The sequence below is a fragment of the Cellulosimicrobium sp. SL-1 genome, assembly GCF_011033075.1.
Lineage (GTDB): Bacteria > Actinomycetota > Actinomycetes > Actinomycetales > Cellulomonadaceae > Cellulosimicrobium > Cellulosimicrobium funkei.
This window is the reverse complement of record NZ_JAACJC010000011.1, coordinates 115779-131713: the sequence shown is the minus strand read 5'-3', so window position 1 is coordinate 131713 and position 15935 is coordinate 115779. Positions and strand designations below refer to the sequence as shown.

The following is a 15935-nucleotide window of genomic DNA, read 5'->3' as shown; positions in this document are numbered from 1 at the left end:
CCACGCGTCAGGGGCGCGGGACGTCGCGGCGGCGGAAGCCCGCGAGGCCCAGCGCGACGAGCACGACGGCGAGGAGCGTGAGCCAGACGAAGGGCCACGGCTCGGCGCCGGCCCCGGGGAGCTGGGGCACGTGCCAGAAGGGCGAGAGCCCGCTCGCCCACGACGGGAGGTCGAGCAGGGCGCCGAACATCGTCACGACGAACGAGTAGGCGAGGAGCGCCCACGCGAGCGCCGCGAGGCCGGGGCGCGACCCGAACGCCGCCACCGCGACCCCCGCGACGACCGCGACCGCGGGCAGGTACGCGAACGACGCGGCGAGGTGGTCACCGAGGCCGAACGCGTCCTCCCCGACGCTCAGGGCGCCGAGCCACAGCCCGACGGCGCTCACGGCCAGCAGCACGCACGTCCCGACCAGCGTCACGACGAGCTGGCCCGCGAGCCACCGCACGCGCCCGACACCCGTCGCGAGCACCGGCTCGAGCCGCCCCGCGGTCTCCTCGCCCCGCGCGCGCTGGGCCGAGGCGACGGCGAACCCGCCCGCGCCGAGCCCGAGGAAGAGCGCCATGACGGCGACGAAGCCGGCCACGAGGTCGGACGCGTCGCCGATCATCTGGGCGACCTCGGGGTTGGCCGCGACCATGTCGCCCACCGAGTCGACGAACGTCCCGCACGCGAGCGCCGTGACGCCGATCCCGATCGCCCACGCGAGCACGGACGCGCGCTGCTGACGCCACGCGAGGGCGAGCGGGCTCGCGAGCCAGCGGGCGGCGTCGGGCCGGCCCGCGCGGGGCGGCACGAGCCCGGCGCCGAGGTCGCGCCGGGCGGCGAGCGCCGCGCCCAGGGCGAGGAGCAGCACCACGAGCGCGACGGACAGGCCGAGGGGCCACCAGCGCAGGTCGACGAACGCCCGGATCTGCTGCGCCCACCCGATGGGGGAGAGCCACGAGACCCAGCTCCCGTGCTCCTCCTGCACGTCGCCGACGGCGCGGAGCAGGAACGCGACGCCGAGCACGGCGAGCGCGAGCCCGCTCGCGCCGCGCGCGTGCTCGGTGACCTGGCTCGTCACGACGGCGACGGCGGCGAACACGAGGCCCGTGACCCCGACGGCGGCGCCGAGCGCGAGGGAGTCCACGGCGTCGAGCCCGGTCGCGACGAGCACGACGCCGGTCGCGAGCGCGATGGCCGCGTTCGCGACGACCGCCGCCACGAACGCCGCGGTCGCGGGCGCGTGCCGCCCCACGACGCCCGCCCGGACGAGCTCGGCCCGGCCGGTCTCCTCCTCGGCGCGCGTGTGCCGCACGACGAGGAAGATGCTCATGATCGCGACCGCGACCATGACGGTGAGCGCCATCTCGTTGGCGATCATCGCGCCGAGCGTGTAGTCCTCGATGCCGTACTGCGGCCCGGACAGCATGATCCCGGCCGGGCTCGAGACGAGCGCCGCGCGCGCCTGGCGGTCGGCCGCCGTCGGGTAGAGCGTGTCGAGGGCGACCGCCGCGTACCCGAAGAGGAGCGCGACGGACGCCGTCCACACGGGGATGCGGACGCGGTCGCGGCGCAGGACGAAGCGCAACAGGGTGAGCCAGCCCGTCGCCGCGCGGCCGGGACCCGGGGGCTCGGGAGCGACGGCGGCGCCTCGTCCGCGGGGCGGGGCCGCGGTGGGGGCGCTCACAGCGCACCGGCCCCGTCGAGCTGGGCGAGCTCGTCGCCGTAGTGGCGCAGGAACAGCTCCTCGAGCGACGGCGGGGTGACCGTGACGGACCGCAGCCCCAGTTCGGTGAGCGCGCGCAGCACGGGCTCCACGTGGTCGTTGTCGACGTCGAAACGCGCCCGCGTCCCGTCGGCGCCGGGCTCGACGAGGAGGTCGTGCACGCCGTCGAGCGCGTCGAGGGCGGCGGGGTCGCGGTCGGTCACCGCGGTGACCGACGACCGCGTGAGGTGCCGCAGCTCGGCGAGCGTGCCGGACTGGACGGTGCGGCCGGCCCGGATGATCGTCACGGTGTCGCACAGCTTCTCGACCTCCGCGAGGATGTGGCTCGAGAGCAGCACCGACCGGCCCTCCGCCGTGACCTCGCGCACGCACTGCGTGAACACCGACTCCATGAGGGGGTCGAGGCCCGACGTCGGCTCGTCGAGCACGAGCAGCTCGACGTCGGACGCGAACGCCGCGACGAGCGCGACCTTCTGCCGGTTCCCCTTGGAGTACGTGCGCGCCTTCTTCGACGGGTCGAGCTCGAAGCGTTCGAGCAGGAGCTCCTTGCGGCGCGGGTCGACGCGCCCGCGCAGCCGGGTGAGCAGGTCGATCGCCTCGCCGCCGGTGAGGTTCGGCCACAGGCTCACGTCGCCCGGCACGTACGCGAGGCGGCGGTGCAGGTCGACGGCGTCGCGCCACGGGTCCCCGCCGAGCAGCCGGGTGGTCCCCGAGTCGGCGCGCAGCAGCCCGAGCAGCACCCGGATCGTGGTCGACTTGCCGGCGCCGTTGGGCCCGAGGAACCCGGCGACCTCGCCCGTGCGGACGGTCAGGTCGAGGCCGTCGAGCGCCTGCACGTGGCCGAACGCCTTGCGCAGGTCGTGCACCTCGACGGCGGGGGTCGTGCTCGTCATCGCGTCTCCTCCTGGTGGGTGGTGTGCCGGACGTACGCGTCGAGCAGCGTCGGCTCGACGAAGAGCCCCTCGGTGAAGACCTCGAGCGCGGGCAGCATCACGCGCTCGACGTACTCGCGGAGGTCGGTCTCGGGGTCGCGCGGCTCGGTCCGCTCGCGCAGCGCGCCGTCGACGAGGAGCGAGCCGAGGGAGAGCGAGACGAGGTACCGCGCGCGGGCGGGCTCGTCGCGGCTCGGGCGGATCACCCCGGCGGCGACGCCGTCCTCCATGTACTCGAGCGTGACCTGCGTGAGGTGCTCGACGAACGACCGCGCGAGGTCGCCGCCCGCCTGGAGGCTGCGCAGCGTGTACTCGAACACGGGCGCGTAGTCCTCGATCCCGGCGAGCTGCGTGAACAGCGCCATGGGCCCGGCCGCCGGGTCCTGCGGCGAGATCGCGTCGGTCTTCGCGGCGCGGACGGCGTCGAACACGTACGCGTCGCACGCCCGGCGCAGCCCGTCCTTGGAGCCGAAGTGGTGCACGACGAGCGCCGCGCTCACGCCCGCGTCCGCCGCGACCGTGCGCAGCGGCGCGCCGAACCCGTCACGCGCGAACCGCGAGATCGCGGCGTCCCGGATACGGGCACGGGTCGTGAGGTCGTCGGTGCCCGACGGCGCGGGCGTGGCCCGACCGGTCCGCGGAGGCTGCTCTGAACGCATGTTCAATAGACTAAACACGCGTTCAACGCCTGTCCAGGGGTCCAGGGGGCTCCCAGGGTGGGTGGATGTGGCGAAGATCCGGGACTCCGGGGCTCTCCACCCCTGCCGTTCCGGGCCGGACACCCGTAGGCTGGGGGGAGCCGTCGGCGGCACCGCCGGCGCCACGTCCCGGCGCGTCGGACCGTCGGGACGTCGAGAGGCCCGTCGCACCTGTGCGACGGGCCTTTTCGGTGTGCGCCCGCACCCCGACGACGAAGGGCCCGCCGCGAGTGCGGCGGGCCCTTCGGTCTGCGGAGGATGGGGGATTCGAACCCCCGAGGGCTGTTAACCCAACACGCTTTCCAAGCGTGCGCCATAGGCCACTAGGCGAATCCTCCTGGCGACGGTCGGCGACGCGCGGATGCGCACCGACAGCAGCGCAACGAGGATACCGGACGGCGGCGCCCCGGCCGAATCGCCTCCGGAGAGCCTGCGATCAGGCGCGCGGCGGGGCGCGCGGTGGAGCGGGTTTCGAGCGCGGCACCGACCTGGGCTAGGGTGGGTGCAGACCCCTCGTGCGGCATCATCTCGCCGAACTCCCCCAGGGCCGGAAGGCAGCAAGGGTAGGTGAGCTCTGGTGGGTGTGCGAGGGGTCCTTTGCGTCCCCGGACCGCACACCCCACCGTCCGAGTGTGCCGCCCGCCACCTCGCGGCATTCGCCGCTTTTCGCCCGGTTGAGGCGCCTCCGTTCCCGGCATGCGATCACTTTCCGGTCCACATCGTGGACTTTCGCGGTCGGAGATTGGCGTGCGGGCCGTCGTCGTGCCCATGATGTCGGCATGACCCGTCAGCACGTCGTGACCACGACCCCGCGCGCAGCAGCCTGCGCCGGCTCGTCGTGCTGTCGCCGCGTGCGCACCGGGCGAATGTGCGGCTGCTGACGCCGTCGTGACCCGCAGGGAGACCTGCGCCGCACCCGTCGCGTCGTCCTCGACGACGACCGGCCCCCGCTCGCCGCGTGGCTGATGGCCCGCCGGAAGCACCCCGAACCCCACCGCCTCACAGGGACCCCCTGCACCCCCGGCCGTGCCGGTCGCCACCCGTGACCGCGCCGCCGTCATCGGAAGGAACCCCCATGTCGTTCTCCACCACCCGCAAGCGTCTGACCTGGACCGCGATCGCCGCGACGGCCGCCCTGACCCTCACCGCGTGCGGTGGCGGCGACTCCTCGGGCGGCGCCTCCGGCGAGAGCGGCGACGGGGGTCCGATCCGCGTCGGCGTCGTCGGCGCGTCCGACGACAAGTGGGCCGTCTTCCAGGAGCAGGCCGAGGCCGAGGGCATCGACGTCGAGCTCGTCGACCTCCAGGACTACACGCAGGCCAACCCCGCGCTGTCCCAGGGCGAGCTCGACGTGAACCAGTTCCAGCACCTGCAGTTCCTCGCGGGCTACAACGTGGACGCGAACGACGACCTGCAGCCCATCGGCGCGACCGCCGTCTACCCGCTCGGCCTGTACTCGACGAAGCACACGTCGCTCGAGCAGATCCCCGACGGCGGCCAGGTCGCCGTGCCCAACGACCCGACGAACCTCGCCCGCGCGCTCCTCGTGCTGCAGGAGGCCGGCCTCGTCGAGCTGAAGGACGGCGGGAGCTCCATCTCCACCGAGGCCGACGTGCTGCCCAGCTCGAAGGTGACCGTCACGCCCGTCGACGCCGCGCAGACCCCGATCCAGCTCCAGTCGGTCGACGCGTCGATCATCAACAACGACTTCGTCGAGGACGCGGGCCTCTCGCCCGACGAGGCCCTGTTCCAGGACGACCCCGACTCCGACGCCGCGAAGCCCTACATCAACGTGTGGGTCGCGCGCGCCGAGGACAAGGACGACGAGACGCTGCTCAAGCTCGCCGAGCTCTCGCACTCGCCGGAGGTCGTCGAGGCCGAGAAGAAGGCGTCGGGCGGCACAGCCGTCATCAAGGAGAACTCCCCGGCGGAGCTCCAGGAGATCCTCGCGGGCATCGAGGCCGACATCCGCGGCTGACCCCGGCACGTCCCGGGCGACGGGAGGGCGGGCGCGCACGACGCGCCCGCCCTCGCGCGCCGTCGTGCCGGGGAGAGACGATGGCAGGCGGACGGCTCGCCCGACGGCGGGCGCCCGACCGCGCCAGGCGGCCCGGCCCTGCGGCCCGGCCTCCGACGAGAGGATTCCGACGTGACCGACGTCCCCCGCGACCCGGGTGGTGACGAGCAGCCCGCGATCGAGCTGCGCCACGTGAGCAAGACCTTCGGCGAGGGCGACGGTGCCGTGCACGCGGTCGACGACGTCTCGCTGTCCATCCGCCGCGGCGAGATCTTCGGCGTCATCGGCTACTCCGGCGCCGGGAAGTCGACGCTCGTGCGGCTCGTCAACGCGCTGGAGACGGTGACGAGCGGCGAGGTCGTCGTCGACGGGCAGGTCATCACGGGCCTGTCCGAGCGCCGCGTGCGCGAGGTGCGCTCGCGCATCGGGATGGTGTTCCAGCAGTTCAACCTGCTGTCGTCGCGCACCGTCGCCGGGAACGTGGCCTACCCGCTCAAGGTAGCGGGCTGGTCGCGCGAGAAGCGGGCAGCGCGCGTCGCGGAGCTCCTCGCGTTCGTCGGGCTCGCGGACAAGGCGAAGGCGTACCCGCGCCAGCTCTCGGGCGGGCAGAAGCAGCGCGTCGGGATCGCCCGCGCGCTCGCGGCGCAGCCCACGATCCTTCTCGCCGACGAGGCGACCTCCGCGCTCGACCCCGAGACGACGCGCGAGGTCCTCGCGCTCCTGCGGCGCGTCAACGCCGAGCTCGGCATCACCATCGTCGTCATCACGCACGAGATGGAGGTCGTGCGCTCGACGTGCCACCGCGTCGCCGTGATGGAGCACGGGCGGGTCGTCGAGACGGGCGACGTGTACGACGTCTTCTCCGCGCCCCGCGCCGACGCCGCGCAGCGGTTCGTCGGCACCGCGCTGCACGACCGGCCGTCGCGCGAGACGCTCGCCCGCCTGCGCGAGCGCCACCCGGGCCGGCTCGTGACGGTCGGCGTGCGCGAGGGCGCGAGCACCGGGACGGACCTGTTCCGCCTGCTGCGCGAGCACGACGTCGACGGGTCCGTCGTCTACGGCGGCATCTCCGAGGTGGGGGAGCGGCCGTTCGGGTCGCTCACCGTCGAGCTCGACGCGCCCGAGGACCGCATCGCGCCGTTCCTCCTCGCGCTGGGCGAGCGCGCCGACGTCGTCGACCTCGGGACGGCGGAGCACCCGCTCGAAGACCCGCGCGTCGCGCGCCTCGCCGCGGCTCCGGCCGACGAGGACGCCCCCGACCCGACCGACGACGACCCGGGCGACCCGTACGGCCTCGCCCGCGACACCCTCTTCCGCCACGGCAACCTCGGAGGCCGCTGATGAACCGCGACTGGTCCCAGCTGTGGCCGATCCTCGTCGAGTCGTTCGGCCAGACGCTCCAGATGGTGTCCGTCGCCCTGCTCACGGGCGGCGTCGCGGGCCTCGCGCTCGGCATCGCGCTCTACGTGACGCGGCGCGGCAACCTGCTCGCCAACCGCTGGGTGTTCGGCGTGCTCAACGTGCTCGTCAACATCGTGCGGCCGATCCCGTTCATCATCTTCGTCACCCTGCTCGGACCGGTGACGCTCCAGGTGGTCGGGACGACGCTCGGCACGGAGGCGTTCATCTTCCCGCTGTCGGTGATGACGGCGTTCGGCACGAGCCGCATCGTCGAGCAGAACCTCGTGGGCATCGACCCGGGCGTGATCGAGGCGGCGCGTGCCATGGGCGCGTCGTCGTGGCGCATCATCACGACGGTGCTCGTGCCCGAGGCGCTCGCGCCGCTCATCCTCGGCTACACGTTCCTCTTCATCGCGGTGCTCGACATGTCGGCGATCGCCGGGATCATCGGCGGCGGCGGGCTGGGGAACTTCGCGATCGTCTACGGCTACCAGCGCTACAACTGGGGGGTCGTGGTCGTGACGGTGCTCGTCATCATCGCGATCGTGCAGGTCGCGCAGCTGCTGGGCAACTGGCTCGCGCGCAAGGCGCTGCACCGCTGACGCGGCCGGGCCGGGACCGGCGGGACCGACGGCGGAGCGACCTCGTGCGTGTGGGTCGCGACGTCTAGAGTGACCGGGGTGAGCACCGCCCTGTACCGCCGCTACCGGCCCGAGACCTTCGCCGAGGTGATCGGTCAGGACCACGTGACCGCACCGCTCATGCAGGCGTTGCGCAGCGGTCGGGTGAACCACGCCTACCTGTTCTCCGGGCCCCGAGGGTGCGGCAAGACGACGAGCGCGCGCATCCTCGCGCGCACGCTCAACTGCGAGCGCAACACCCCCGAGAGCCCGCTCGACACGCCGTGCGGGCAGTGCCCGTCGTGCGTCGAGCTCGCGCGCGGCGGCCCGGGCAGCCTCGACGTGGTCGAGATCGACGCGGCGTCGCACAACGGCGTGGACGACGCGCGCGAGCTGCGCGAGCGCGCGGCGTTCGCTCCCGCGCGCGACCGGTACAAGATCTTCATCCTCGACGAGGCGCACATGGTGACGCCGCAGGGCTTCAACGCCCTGCTCAAGCTCGTCGAGGAGCCGCCGGAGCACGTGAAGTTCGTGTTCGCGACGACGGAGCCGGACAAGGTCATCGGCACCATCCGCTCGCGCACGCACCACTACCCCTTCCGCCTCGTCCCGCCGGACGTGCTCGGCCCCTACCTCGAGGAGCTGTGCGCGGCCGAGGGCGTGTCGATCGGCAGCGGCGTGGTCCCGCTCGTCACGCGCGCGGGCGGCGGCTCGGTCCGTGACTCGCTGTCCGTCATGGACCAGCTCATCGCGGGTGCCGAGGACGGCGCCGTCGAGTACGAGCGCGCGGTCGCGCTCCTCGGCTTCACGCACGCGACCCTGCTCGACGACGTCGTGGACGCGCTCGCCGCGCGCGACGGCGCGAGCATCTTCCGGGTCGTGGACCACGTCATCGCGACGGGGCACGAGCCGCGGCGCTTCGTCGAGGACGTGCTCGAGCGCCTGCGCGACCTCATCGTCATCGCGGTGTCGGGCGACGAGGCGCAGGCCGTCCTGCGCGACCAGCCCGCCGACCAGCTCGAGCGCATGCGCACGCAGGCGCAGCACCTCGGGGTGGCCGAGCTGTCCCGGGCCGCCGACCTCGTCAACGCCGCGCTCACCGAGATGACGGGCGCGACGTCGCCCCGCCTGCACCTCGAGCTCCTCATGGCCCGCCTGCTCCTGCCCGGAGCGGACGACGGCGCGGCCGGGTTCGCGGCGCGCCTCGACCGGCTCGAGCGCGGAGGCCTGGGCAACGTCGTGGTCCCCCCGGCCGCGGGGACGCCCGCCCCGGGCGACGGCGCCACGGCCACCGCGACGGCCCCGGTTGCTGCTCCGGCCGGCGCGCCCTCCTCGGGACTCACCGGTGCCGCTGCCGTCCGCGCGGCGCTCCGGCCCGCGCGACCGGGCCAGCCCGCCGCGGCACCTGCGAGCGCGCCGGCCGCGCAGGACCCGACGCCGGTCGGGCGCGTCGCGGCTCCCGCCGCGCCGGAGCAGGAGCGTCCGTCCGGCGACGCCTCCGCGTCGCCTGCCGCCGCATCGCCCGCCGCCGCATCACCCGCCGCCGCATCACCCGCTGCCGCGTCGCGCGCGGCCGACGGTGCGGGGTCGTCGGCGGTCGACAGCGCCGGGTCGGCCGTCGGGTCGTCCGCTCCCACGCACTCGTCCGCGCGGGGCGAGGAGACCGCGACTGCCGAGGCGTCCGGCCCCGAGCGGACCGGTCCCGTGTCCGGTGCGGCGAGCGCCCCGCCCCGTACCGCGTCCGACGCGTCGGGCACCGAGTCCGGCACGACGTCCGTCGCAGAGTCCGAGGCCTCGGACGACCCCGCCCGCGCGACCGCTGCCTCTGCTGCCTCGGGGGACGCTCCCTCCCACGCCCCCGAGGCACCGCACCACGAGGCACCGCACCACGAGGCCTCGCGCCACGAGACGTCACGCGACGAGGCGCCGCGCGAGGAGACCCCGCGGCCGTCGACGCCGCGCGAGGCGGCTGCCCGGCAGGAGGCGGCCGCGTCGTCTGCTCCTGCGGCGGGTGGCGCGAGCCCTGCCCTGACGACGGAGGAGCTGCGCCGGCGCTGGCCGGAGGTCCTCGAGAACCTGCGCGCGAGCCCCGTGACGTGGTCGCTGGTGAGCGCCAACGCGCAGGTCGCGGAGCTCGGCGCCGACGTTCTCTACCTCGCGTTCCCGTCGCCCGGGCTGGCCCGCACGTTCTCGTCGTCCCGGCACACGAGCGCGGTCCAGGACGTCGTCTACCAGACGCTCGGGCTCCAGGTCCGCGTCGAGCCGCGCCTCGACGAGGGTGGTCAGGCGGGCGGCGGCTCGGCGCCGTCGTCCGGCCCTGCGCCGGTAGCGCCCGCGCCGTCCGGCGGCCCCGCGCCGTCGGGACCCGCGTCGCCCGTCGCCACGTCGTCCGGCCCGGCGGCGAGCGCCCCGACGGCGGCCGCTTCCGCCGCGTCCGGCCCTGCGGGGTCCGCCTCGGCGAGCGTCGGGGCTGCCGCCCTCCACGGCTCGAGCGGCGTGCAGGCAGGAGTGCCGGTGGCGACCGTCGCGGCGCCGAGCGCGCCCGGCGCCGCCCGCTCCGCGAGCACCTCCCGCCCGGCGGACGAGGCCGCGGAGGCGCACGAGGCCCCGCGCGCCGCCGTCGCGCTCCAGGAGCGACCGAGCACCGAGACCGCACCCGCCGCGCCGCCGGCAAGCTCGACCGTGGTGGACGCCGCCGACGAGGCCTGGCTTGCCGGGGCGTCGGTCCCGGCGTCCGCACCGGCGCCCGCACCGCGCGTGGACAGCGCGGACGAGGCGTGGCTCGCGGGGCTGCCCGCGGAGCCGCCCGTCGACCTCGACGACGGCCCCGAGCCGGAGCCCGTGCTCGAACCGGCCCCGCCGACCACCCCGACCCCCACGCAGGCCCCCGCCCGCACCGCGCCGTCCGCCGCCACCGCGCCGACGGCGCCCGGACGGCCGTCCGCGGCGTCGCCCGCGGCCTCGTCGCAGGGGGCGCCCGCCCGCGCGGCGGCCCCCGCCGCACCGGCGTCCGCAGGCACGTCGGCCGCACCGTTGCGCGGCGTCTCCGCCGCTCGCGCGGCGATCGCGGCGGCCCGCGTCCCGCGGCCCGCCGAGGAACCCGCCCGGCGGGGCGAACCGTCCACGGCCGACCCGATGGACGACCTCCCGTCCGCCGACGACCCCGACATCGTCTCGACGGGCCTCGTCGGGACGGCGCTCGTGGTGAGCCTGCTCGACGGCAAGATCATCGAGGAGATCCAGGACCAGGGCTGACGCCCCTCGAAACAGCGGGCCGGCTGCCGGACACGTACGAGGTATGAGCCCACCTCCCGTGGCGGACCGTGAGGAACGGTTCCGCGACCTCTACCGAGACACGTACGCCGACGTGCTGCGCTTCGTGCGGCGACGCACCGACGACGACCACGCCGAGGACGTCGTCCACGAGGCGTTCGTCGTCGCGTGGCGGCGGATGCGCGACCTCCCACCGACCCGGGACGCGCAACGGGCGTGGCTGTTCGGGGTCGCGCGCGGCTGCCTCCTCAACGACCGGCGGGCGAGCACGCGACGCGGTGCGCTCGGTGTCCGGCTCGCCGCGCAGCCCGAGCCGATGCTCCCGGCCCCCGACGAGCAGACCGCCGCGCGCTCCGACCTCGCCGCGGCGTGGCGCCGGCTCACCCCGGAGCAGCAGGAGGTGCTGTCGCTGCTCCTCTGGGAGGACCTGCCGTCCGCTGACGCCGGACGCGTCCTCGGCATCTCGGCGGTCGCCTATCGGCTCCGCCTGCACCGCGCTCGCACGGCGCTCCGCCGGCTGCTCGCCCTCGACGAGGGAACCGGCGCGGACGGCGAGGACCACCGGCCCGCCGCCCTCCCGACCCCATCCCTCGACGTCACCGCCCAGGAGGCGCTCCGATGACGCACGACGACCTGACCATGCTCCGCGGGCTCGATCACGCCCCCGCGTCCGACCTCTCCGCCGCCGAGGCCGCGCGAGCGGCGCAGGGCCTCGACCGCATCCTCGCCGGCGAGGAGCCGGGCACGACGGGCGCGCTCGCCGTCGGGCACCTCGCCGTGCAGGCCCGGCGCCGCGCGGCCCGCCGGATCGGCATCCCGGTGGCCGTGGCCGCCGCCGCGGCGGCGGCGTTCGCGCTCCCGTTCGTCGGTCCGGCACCGCACGCGCTCGCGTCGTGGACGCCCGAGCCGGACGCCCTCTCCTCGCAGGACCTCGCCGTGCTCGACGCGGCGTGCCAGGCGCGGCTGGGCTCCGAGCGGGCGGTGACCGTCGACGACGTGGTGCTCGCGGAGCGTCGCGGCTCGTGGGCGGCCGTGATGTACCTCCACGACGACGCGCAGGGGCAGACGCTGCAGTCGTCGTGCGTCGGCTACCTGCCCCCGGGCGCGGACGAGGCGGAGGACGTCTCCGCCGGGTCCGCGGGCGGTGGCGACCTCGTCCCCTCCGCCCGGGGCGTCGCGGAGGGCGCGATGTTCCAGTCGGGCGGCAAGGCCTACCCGTGGAGCCGCGAGCGTCCCGTCCTGTCGATGACGGGTGGCCGTGCCGGCGCCGACGTCGTGGCGCTCACGCTCCGGCTCGCGGACGGGACCGCCGTCGAGACGACGCTCGAGGACGGCCGCTTCGTGGCCTGGTGGCCCGGGCCGATCTTCGACCCGGAGACGGTGGACGGTCCCGACGGCGAGGGCGGCCCGCTGCCGACCCTCGCTTACGAGGCGACGTACACGGACGGCACCACGCGGACCGTGACGCCCGAGCTCCCGGACTGACCCCGGTGCCCGGGCACGGACCCGGCCTGTCCGCGACGGCGGCGGGCCGGGTCCGCCGTGCGGGCCGCGCCCCGTAGGCTGGGGGCGTGTACGAAGGCGCTGTCCAGGACCTGATCGACGAGCTCGGCCGGCTTCCCGGCGTCGGGCCCAAGAGCGCGCAGCGCATCGCGTTCCACCTGCTCGCCGCGGACGCGGTGGACGTGCGCCGGCTCGCCGACGCGCTCACCGAGGTGAAGGCGCGCGTCCGCTTCTGCGAGACGTGCGGCAACGTCGCGGAGTCGGAGCAGTGCCGCATCTGCGCGGACCCGCGCCGCTCGCCCGAGGTGATCTGCGTCGTCGAGGAGCCCAAGGACGTCGTCGCGATCGAGCGCACGCGCGAGTTCCGCGGCCGGTACCACGTGCTCGGCGGCGCCATCAACCCGATCGAGAACGTCGGGCCGGGCGACCTACGGATCGCGGAGCTCATGAGCCGGCTCGCGGACGGGCAGGTGACCGAGGTGATCCTCGCGACCGACCCGAACGTCGAGGGCGAGGCCACCGCGACCTACCTCGCGCGCATGCTCGGCCCCATGGGCCTACGCGTGACCCGCCTCGCGTCGGGCCTCCCGGTCGGTGGAGACTTGGAGTACGCGGACGAGGTGACGCTCGGCCGGGCGTTCGAGGGCCGCCGCCTCGTCGGCGGCTGACGGGAGGTGACGAGCATGGGGGAGATCCACAACGACCCCGACCTGCGGGAGATCGCCGAGGGCATGGCGGAGCAGGCCCGCGCCTACCTCACCACGACGACGCAGGTCGCGTCCGGCGCGGCCCCCGGCGCGGTGCTGCCGCTCCTGCTCCTCGCGCTGTCCGACGCGCTCGCCGCGGGCGCCCGCCTGGGGGCCGTGGGCGACGTCGTGCCGGTCGAGCGCTTCGAGCCCGACGCCGGCCGCGACACGGACGTGGACCCGCTGCGGACGGCGCTCGCGCGGCTCTTCGACGGGTTCGACGACTACGCCGAGATCACCGACCCGCTCGTCGGCGCCGAGGTCGGTGCGGCGTCGCTCTCGGGCGACCTCGCGTGCGTGGCCGAGTGCCTCGCGAAGGGCCTGCAGCACTACGACGGCGGCCGCGAGCTCGAGGGCCTGTGGTGGTGGCAGTTCTCCTACGTCTCGCTGTGGGGGGAGCGCGCCGCGAGCGCGCTGCGCGTCCTGCAGCTCGCGCTCGCGCACCTGCGTCTCGACGTCGAGGACGACGTCGCGACCGAGGCGGAGTACGACGCCCTCCAGTCCTGAGCCGTCACTCCCGGCTCCTGGGGTGCCCTCGGCGCCGCGGGCGTCCCACGGTCAGACGGCGTCGGCCGCCCGGCCGTAGTGGTCCGCCAGCCCGGCGAGGTACGGCTCCCACGGCACGGTGGCGGCGTCGCGCCCCTCGCGGACGGCGACGAGCCGGTCGAGGTAGTACTCCCACCCGGGCCCGATGTTCCGGGCGTCGTCGCCGGGGCCGAGGAGCTGGCGGAAGGTCAGCGTCGTGACGCCGTCCTGCTCGCTGAGCTCGAAGGACAGGTGCCACGTCTGGTCGCCCGAGGACGTCACCCCGGCGAAGCGGTGCGGCGGCTCGCACCGGGTGATGCGGTACTCCTCGGGATCGGGGTCGTCGCTCTCGGCCGTCATGAAGAACTCGACGCGGCCGGTCGCGGGGTCGCCCTCCCAGTAGCCGATCCACCGCGCGAGCCGGTCGGGCTCCGTGAGGCTCGCCCACACGTCGTCGGCCGGCGCGCGGAACGCCCGCGTGACGACGAGCTCGTCGCCCGCGGGCCCGCGCTCCACCGTCCCGCCGGGTGTCGGCAGACCGGGTGCCGCCGGGACGGGCGCCTTCGAAGGCGTCGTCGGGTCGCTCATGCGCTCTCCTCGTGCCGGGTCGTGCCGCGTTCGGCACGACGTTCTCGGGTCGTGCGGCGGACCTCGAGGTCGAGGCCGTCGAGCGCCCGCGCCGGGACGGGCGGGGCGGGTCTGGTGAGCGCCGCGACGAACGCGGCGAGGGGGTCGAGCGCGGCGGGCCGCAGCGAGTAGACGCGACGGCGTCCCGCGACGACGGCCTCCACGAGCCCCGCCTCGCGCAGCACGCGCAGGTGGCGGCTCACGGCCGGGCGGGAGACGTCGTCGCGCACGCGCGCGAGGTCGCCCGCGCTGAGCGACCCCGCCCGGAGCGCGCGGAGCAGGTCGCGGCGCACGTCGTCGGCGACCGCCTCGAACACGTCCATGCGTCAAGCGTAACCGTGCGGTTACGCGTAGGGAAGGGGCGCGGCGTCCTCGACGCCGCGGACCGGCCGTGGACCCGGCCCGGGCGCGGCCCGTGGGCGTGGTACCACTGGGGGGTGCTTCCCGCCCTCTCCCTCCCGGTCTCCGGCGGGCTCGAGATCGACGGCATGACCGTCCTCCTGCTCGTCCTCGCCGCGCTCACGGCGGGGTGGATCGACGCCGTCGTGGGCGGGGGCGGGCTCGTCCAGCTCCCGGCGCTGCTCCTGGTCCCCGGCATCAGCCCCGTGCAGGCGCTCGCGACGAACAAGCTCGCGAGCATCATGGGGACGTCGGTGAGCGCCGCGACGTACTACCGGCGCGTCGGGCCGGACCTGCGCACCGCCGGGCCCATGGCGTTCGCGGCGCTCGTGGGCGCCGTCGGGGGAGCGGCGCTCGCGTCGCGCATCCCGGCTGACCTGTTCAAGCCGATCATCCTCGTGGTGCTCGTCGGCGTCGCGGCCTACACGATCGCGAAGCCGAGGCTCGGGCACACGACGAACCTGCGCTGGGAGGGCAACGGCCACCGCTGGGCAGCGGCCGGGATCGGCCTCGTCATCGGCACCTACGACGGCCTGCTCGGCCCGGGCACGGGGACGTTCTTCGTCATCGCGCTCGTGAGCATCCTCGGGTACGCGTTCCTGCCGGCGTCGGCGCTCGCGAAGATCGCGAACTTCGCCACGAACGCCGGCGCGCTGATCTTCTTCGTGCCGTACGGCGCGGTGCTGTGGGGGCTGGGCCTCGTCATGGGCGCGGCCAACCTGCTCGGGGCGTACGTGGGCGCCCGGATGGCGGTCGCCAAGGGCAGCGCGTTCGTGCGCGTGGTGTTCGTGGTCGTCGTCGGCGCGCTCATCGTCAAGCTCGGGTACGACGTCGTCCACGACCTCACGGCCTGACATCCCGGCGTCTCGAGGCGCGTACTACCCGTGGTGTCATCGTGTTGTCACCCAGGGGTTGCGGTGACACCACGCGTGGTGCCATGATGGCGTCATGGACCTCACCCCGTACGTCGACGACCTCCAGGACCGCCTCGCCGCTGCTGCGGACGCCGCCGGTGACGACGGCCGTCGGCTCGCCGAGCGCCTGACCGCTCCGCTGGACGCGGCCGTGCGTCTCGTCCTCCTCGACGCGCTCTCCGCCGCGGCGGGGGAGATCTCCGCGGAGCTCGCCCCCGGGTCGGTGGACGTGCGGCTGCGCGGCGGTGCCCCCGAGTTCGTGGTCGCCGTCCCCGCCGTCGCGCCCGCCCCGACCGAGGCGCTCGTCCCGGCGAGCACGCCGGCCGCGCCGGCCGGCCCCGCGCCGACCGACGTCGAGGCGGGGGCCACGACCCGCACGACCCTGCGCCTGCCCGACCACCTCAAGACGCAGGCCGAGACCGCCGCCGCGCGCGATGGCGTCTCCGTCAACACGTGGCTCGTGCGCGCGGTCGCCGCGGCGCTCGAGCAGTCCACCGGACGCCCTGCCGCGCAGGCCCGCCCGCAGCAGCGCGGCTCCGCCCGCGTCACCGGCTGGGTGCGCTGACCGC

At 75.3% G+C, this 15935-nt stretch carries 15 protein-coding genes, 1 tRNA gene and 1 other RNA gene; 11 read left to right on the top strand and 6 right to left on the bottom strand.

Going from position 1 to position 15935, the window contains the following annotated elements:
* Positions 1-7: 7 nt before the first annotated feature.
* The 4 genes from GWJ10_RS17125 to GWJ10_RS17110 form a co-directional block, all read right to left on the bottom strand.
* Complete coding sequence (locus GWJ10_RS17125; protein WP_206158422.1) at positions 8-1672, bottom strand: hypothetical protein; 1665 nt, start codon at positions 1670-1672, stop codon at positions 8-10.
* Positions 1669-2604, bottom strand: coding sequence for an ABC transporter ATP-binding protein (locus GWJ10_RS17120; RefSeq protein WP_163188679.1), 936 nt, complete (start codon positions 2602-2604; stop codon positions 1669-1671). Before GWJ10_RS17120 ends, GWJ10_RS17125 begins: the two co-directional genes overlap by 4 nt.
* Entirely contained in the window at positions 2601-3302 is a 702-nt protein-coding gene (locus GWJ10_RS17115; RefSeq protein WP_076404487.1) for a TetR family transcriptional regulator, read from the bottom strand. The genes GWJ10_RS17120 and GWJ10_RS17115 overlap by 4 nt, the downstream gene beginning before the upstream one ends.
* A gap of 291 nt (positions 3303-3593) precedes the next feature.
* A tRNA-Ser gene (locus tag GWJ10_RS17110) sits at positions 3594-3679 on the bottom strand.
* Between the two features lie 166 nt (positions 3680-3845).
* Between GWJ10_RS17110 and ffs the strand changes: the two genes are divergently transcribed.
* The 9 genes from ffs (at position 3846) to GWJ10_RS17065 (ending at position 13408) form a co-directional block, all read left to right on the top strand.
* An RNA gene (ffs, locus tag GWJ10_RS17105) (signal recognition particle sRNA small type) lies at positions 3846-3942 on the top strand.
* A 474-nt stretch (positions 3943-4416) separates the two neighbouring features.
* Positions 4417-5319: a MetQ/NlpA family ABC transporter substrate-binding protein gene (locus tag GWJ10_RS17100; RefSeq protein WP_021482467.1), complete on the top strand. Its 903-nt coding sequence runs from the start codon at positions 4417-4419 to the stop codon at positions 5317-5319.
* A gap of 216 nt (positions 5320-5535) precedes the next feature.
* Positions 5536-6699, top strand: a complete 1164-nt coding sequence (locus tag GWJ10_RS17095) for a methionine ABC transporter ATP-binding protein (RefSeq protein WP_241005880.1) — start codon at positions 5536-5538, stop codon at positions 6697-6699.
* On the top strand, positions 6699-7361 hold the full coding sequence (locus GWJ10_RS17090; RefSeq protein ID WP_021483094.1) for a methionine ABC transporter permease: 663 nt from the start codon (positions 6699-6701) through the stop codon (positions 7359-7361). The genes GWJ10_RS17095 and GWJ10_RS17090 overlap by 1 nt, the downstream gene beginning before the upstream one ends.
* Before the next feature lie 78 nt (positions 7362-7439).
* Positions 7440-10634, top strand: coding sequence for a DNA polymerase III subunit gamma and tau (locus GWJ10_RS17085; RefSeq protein WP_163188677.1), 3195 nt, complete (start codon positions 7440-7442; stop codon positions 10632-10634).
* Positions 10635-10677: 43 nt separating this feature from the next.
* Positions 10678-11274 carry an RNA polymerase sigma factor gene (locus tag GWJ10_RS17080; RefSeq protein ID WP_163188676.1) on the top strand — a complete coding sequence of 199 codons (597 nt, stop codon included), beginning with the start codon at positions 10678-10680 and terminating at the stop codon, positions 11272-11274.
* Complete coding sequence (locus tag GWJ10_RS17075) at positions 11271-12137, top strand: hypothetical protein (RefSeq protein ID WP_163188675.1); 867 nt, start codon at positions 11271-11273, stop codon at positions 12135-12137. The genes GWJ10_RS17080 and GWJ10_RS17075 overlap by 4 nt, the downstream gene beginning before the upstream one ends.
* An 86-nt stretch (positions 12138-12223) precedes the next feature.
* Positions 12224-12823, top strand: coding sequence for a recombination mediator RecR (recR, locus tag GWJ10_RS17070; RefSeq protein ID WP_021483478.1), 600 nt, complete (start codon positions 12224-12226; stop codon positions 12821-12823).
* A gap of 15 nt (positions 12824-12838) precedes the next feature.
* Positions 12839-13408, top strand: a complete 570-nt coding sequence (locus tag GWJ10_RS17065) for a DUF5063 domain-containing protein (protein ID WP_043659926.1) — start codon at positions 12839-12841, stop codon at positions 13406-13408.
* A gap of 51 nt (positions 13409-13459) precedes the next feature.
* On the opposite strand, the gene GWJ10_RS17060 is transcribed toward GWJ10_RS17065, so the two are convergent.
* Positions 13460-14014, bottom strand: coding sequence for an SRPBCC family protein (locus tag GWJ10_RS17060; RefSeq protein ID WP_163188674.1), 555 nt, complete (start codon positions 14012-14014; stop codon positions 13460-13462).
* Complete coding sequence (locus GWJ10_RS17055) at positions 14011-14376, bottom strand: metalloregulator ArsR/SmtB family transcription factor (protein WP_043659923.1); 366 nt, start codon at positions 14374-14376, stop codon at positions 14011-14013. The genes GWJ10_RS17060 and GWJ10_RS17055 overlap by 4 nt, the downstream gene beginning before the upstream one ends.
* Positions 14377-14541: 165 nt before the next feature.
* Here GWJ10_RS17055 and GWJ10_RS17050 point away from each other — a divergent pair, with 165 nt between their 5' ends.
* Positions 14542-15306 carry a TSUP family transporter gene (locus GWJ10_RS17050; RefSeq protein ID WP_163188718.1) on the top strand — a complete coding sequence of 255 codons (765 nt, stop codon included), beginning with the start codon at positions 14542-14544 and terminating at the stop codon, positions 15304-15306.
* Between the two features lie 94 nt (positions 15307-15400).
* Positions 15401-15931 (top strand): histidine kinase, encoded by a 531-nt coding sequence (locus tag GWJ10_RS17045; protein ID WP_163188673.1) that lies wholly within the window; start codon positions 15401-15403, stop codon positions 15929-15931.
* The last annotated feature ends 4 nt before the right edge of the window (positions 15932-15935 follow it).